At 63.7% G+C, this 4,549-nt stretch carries 3 protein-coding genes; all 3 read left to right on the forward strand.

The genetic code is table 11. From position 1 onward, the window contains the following. Positions 1–3,412: Ig-like domain-containing protein (locus EOA32_RS33525; protein ID WP_128374013.1), on the forward strand; the 3,412-nt coding region annotated here is incomplete at its 5' end. Positions 3,413–3,484: 72 nt separating this feature from the next. Further along, on the forward strand, positions 3,485–3,853 hold the full coding sequence (locus EOA32_RS33530; protein WP_095826434.1) for a hypothetical protein: 369 nt from the start codon (positions 3,485–3,487) through the stop codon (positions 3,851–3,853). Positions 3,854–4,083: 230 nt separating this feature from the next. Next, positions 4,084–4,549, forward strand: a 466-nt coding sequence (locus tag EOA32_RS33535) for an ABC transporter substrate-binding protein (protein WP_348632242.1), incomplete at its 3' end; no start/stop codon positions are given.

The following is a 4,549-nucleotide window of genomic DNA, read 5'->3' on the forward strand; positions in this document are numbered from 1 at the left end:
GCCCGACGGCATCGCCACGCTCAGCATCGACGGCCACGCCTTCATCACCAACGGCGTCTTCAGCGCCGGTTCCTTCACCACGGCGCTCGGCAACACGCTCAACGTCACCGGCTACAATGCCGCAACCGGCGTCGTCAGCTACACCTACACGCTCAACGACAACGAGGCGCATGCCGCCGGCCAGGGCACCAACAGCCTGTTCGAGAACATGACCGTCTCGCTCACCGACCAGGACGGCCAGAACGCCACCGGCACGCTCTCCGTCAACATCGTCGACGATGTGCCCACCGCGCATGCCGACACCGACAGCGTCGCCGCCAACCAGTTCAGCACCGAGGGCGGCAACGTGCTGACGGCGGTCGGCACCACCTCGCCGGTCACCGGCGTCGACGTGCTCGGCGCCGATGGCGCAACCGTCGTCGGTGTCGTTGCCGGCACGACCGCCGGCGGCGAGGACGCCAATGTCGGCACCGTCATCCAGGGCACCTACGGCAAGCTGACGCTGAACGCAGACGGCTCCTACAACTATACCCGCGATGCCGGCTCGCAGGGCGGCCATGACGACGTCTTCACCTACACCATCAAGGATGGCGACGGCGACCTGTCGCACACCACGCTGACGATCTCGATCGGCGACTCAACGCCGACCGACACCATCCCGACGCCCGGCGGTCCGACCACCACCGTCTATGAAGCGGGCCTGCCGGCGCGCGGCGGCGAATCCGCCGGCTCGGACGCGGCCGCCAACTCGGAGACCACCTCCGGCACCATCGGCTTCACCTCGCCCGACGGCATCCAGACCGTCTCGCTCGGCGGCCACGTGCTGACCGGCGCGCCGCAGACCTTCACCGATGCCACCGGCTCGCTGACGGCCAGCTATACTTACAACGCTGCAACCGGCGTCGGCTCGATCAGCTACACCTACACGCTGCTCGACAACACGGCGGGCGACAACACCCATGCCTCCTTCGCGGTCGTCGTCACCGACGCCGACGGCGACAGCGCACCGGCCGGCAACCTGGTCATCAACATCATCGACGATGTGCCCACCGCGCATGCCGACACCGACAGCGCGCAGTCGGGCCAGACGGTTACGGGCAATGTCGAGACCAACGACACGGCCGGCGCCGACGGCATCGCATCGATCGCCTGGACGGGTTCGTCGGGCAACACGGTGACCGGCAGCTTTGGCACCCTCACCTTCGCAGCCGACGGCTCCTACAGCTACCATGCCAACCCGAATGCTTCGGGCATCGAGGTGTTCACCTACACCATCACCGATGGCGACGGCGACACCTCGCCCGCCACGCTAACCATCACGGTGGCTAACGGCCAGCCGCAGCCGGTGGCGGCAACGCAGACGGTCAACGAGGCGGCGCTGGACACCACCACCATGGGCAGCGATATCGGTCATGGTACGGTAACCGGCTCGAACCCGAGCTCGACGGCCGAGACGGTCTCGGGCACGCTCTCGCTCGGCGATCCCGACAGCCCGCACGTGACCAACATCCAGGGCGCTACCTCCTTGGTGGTCGGTGCCAGCGCGGTCATCGTGCAAGGCACCTATGGCCTGCTCCAAATCGACCAGAACGGCAACTACACCTACACGCTGACCAAGCCGTTCGATACAACGCCGGATGCCAACAACGGCACCAACACCGAGACCGGCAAAGACGTCTTCACCTATACGGTGACCGACGCCTACGGCAACACGTCGACCTCGACCATCTCCATTAACATCATCGATGATGTGCCGACCGCAGTTGCGCCGGACTATGCGGTGCTGGCGAATGGAGCAGGCAATCCGGTCACATTCGCCCTGGACGCAGATACGCTGTCAAACAACTATGGCGCGGACGGCGCCGGCACTGTGCATTTCGCGACGTCTCTCGATGGCGTGGACAGCGGCCTGACGTCGGGCGGCACCCACATCATCTACGACGTGTCGGCGGACGGCCATACCTTGTACGGAATGGCCAACAACGTGGCGGTGTTCACGGTCACGCTCGACCCGCAGATCGCTAATCCCACCTATACCGTGGACATGAACGGAACGATCGACAGCCTCACCAATATCGACTTCAGCGGAAGCGGATACGACTTCGTCGGCGGTAATAAAGATTGGACGGGTTTCGTTCCGACTGGAGATTCCGTGTCCAGCCCGATTAACAACAACAGTTCCGACCTACTGCTGACGGCTATCGGCGGTTCAGTCAACACTAGCGCAATCGCAGGCGGCGTTGGCACTGGCGCTTCTGTCGGGTCAGGCGAAACGTTCCGTGTCGACTTTGTGCAGGACTTGAGGAACCAGGGCGGCTCGGGCTACCAGTTCGATCAGCACTACAACACCAATGGCGCATCCGCGGTGTTCACCGCGACGAACGGATCGACAGTCCAGATCCTGGCATATGACGACCACGACACGAACACCAATCTGGTCGGCGAAACCAACCCCGCAGACAGGTCGCTGGATACCATCACCCAAGTCATCGTCGCGTATGGTGGCGAAACCTACACGTTCACCTCGACCGGCAGCCATGCCATTGGCGGGCACTCATACACGGTCACGTTCAATGCGGACGGAACAGTTGCCGTTGACGGTGTTTACGGAACGAGCGGCGCGCAGGCTGTCGGAACGGAAATCGCTGTCTCGACCGCCACCGGCTTCAACAGCATTGAGTACCACTATCAAGCCGGCGACACATTCAAGATCGGAGAGTTCGGCACGGCCGTTCAGTCTACCGACCCGGTGAATTTCAACCTTCCGATCGAGACAGTGGACGGGGACGGCGACACAGCTGCAAGTGGAATCGGGGTAACGCTGTATGGAACCGGTCTTCAGGATCATTCGGCGGACACCGCAGGGGTTTCCCACGTCTACACTTCGACGGCCGCGCTGCCGAATATTATCGGGTCTGCTTACGACGACACGCTAAATGGCGACAGTTCGGGGAATCTGTTGTCCGGGGGAGTCGGAGCCGACACGATCAACGGGAACGGCGGCAACGATACGCTCGTCGGCGGGGCCGGCAACGACACGCTCAATGGCGGCGCCGGCAACGATCTGCTGATCGGCGGCCTGGGCCAGGACACGCTGACCGGCGGCACCGGTGCCGATACGTTCAAGCTCGATCATCTCGAATTGAACATCAAGGACCTGATCACCGACTACAACGGCGCGGAAGGTGACAAAATCGACCTGACCGCACTGTTCGAGACGGCGCCTGCCGGCAATATCGCCGACTACGTGCACTACAACAGCGGCACGAATACGCTGAGCGTCGACGCCAACGGCACGACCGGCGGCGCCAACTTCGTGGACGTGGCGCAGCTCACGAACGCGCCTGCGGCCGGAACAATCAACATCCTTTACGACGACTCGAACCATCAACAGCACACGGCCACGATTTAGTGCTTATGCGCGGCCGTGCTGCTATGCTATGCGTTAGCGAACCGTGAATTCGCAATTTGGAGAGGGGCTTACATGAAACATTCCGCAAGACTGCTGGCTTCGGCCGTGGCGGTGCTGCTCGCCGGATCGACCGGCTTTGCCGCAGATATCATCGGCGAGCCGGCGGTGAATTACTGCCGCACCGTCGGCACCTCGGACCTGGTGCTGACCGACAACATGGTCGAGCTCAAGGACCATGTGGTGAAGCTGATGGACGAATCGGTCGCCGTCGCCAACAGCCCGGAATGGATCAACTCGTCGCGCCCCGCCTTCGTCTGGGCCTCGGAAGCCAAGGTCGCCTGCGGCAAAGCCTATGGCTATCTCAAGACCAACTACAAGGACGAGGACTACCTCAACAAGTGCGAATGCTTCCACGACCGCATGGTCGAGTACATGCACTGAGCTGACGGGCGCGCCGACCAGCTGCGATGATGGCCAAGAGAGCCTGCGCCGAGGCCGACGCTTGCGTGCGACCGGCGTGGGTCGCCACGCATGCCGGCGTGGCGCGGCGTTTCCGACGCGGGTTTTCGCGAGCGTTGGAGCGGTTCATCGTTTCCGGGAAACGCCGAACTGGTCCGGCTATGCGTTTTTGCGCAATCGCGGACGGGAAACCGCTGCGCACTTTTCCTGGAATGGCCCCGGCGCTCGCCATTGCCGTTGTCGCGGCGATCTCCGGCTGCCAGTCGAAGAACGGCGCATCGGAGGTGCTGGATCCCGCGGCGATCGCCGCTCCGGCAAGCCAAGCCACCACCGCCGCGCCCGCGCAGCTGACCGCCAGTTCCGCAGCGACCGCTTCCAAGGGCAATCTGACGCTCGGCACGGGCTCGACCAAGATCGCCATGCTTTTGCCGCTCTCTGCCCCCGGCAGCGCGGGCGAGAACGGCAGGAAGATGTATGATGCCGCGCGGCTGGCAATGGCCGATCTCGGCGACAAGCTGGTGACGCTGACGATCGAGGACACGCGCGGCGACAGCGGCTATGCCAAGGACCTGGCGGTGAAGGCGATCACTTCGGGCGGCGTGAAAATCGTCATCGGGCCGGCCGAGCTTGCGGCGGCGCAGCACCTTGCCAAGCTCTCCGGCACGCAGCGGCCGCCGG

Source organism: Mesorhizobium sp. M1A.F.Ca.ET.072.01.1.1, from assembly GCF_004023325.1.
GTDB lineage: Bacteria > Pseudomonadota > Alphaproteobacteria > Rhizobiales > Rhizobiaceae > Mesorhizobium.

What these genes read in the sequence shown, in the direction of transcription:
- EOA32_RS33530 (WP_095826434.1), top strand. Translation starts at nt 3,485, where the DNA reads ATGAAACATTCCGCAAGACTGCTGGCTTCGGCCGTGGCGGTGCTGCTC.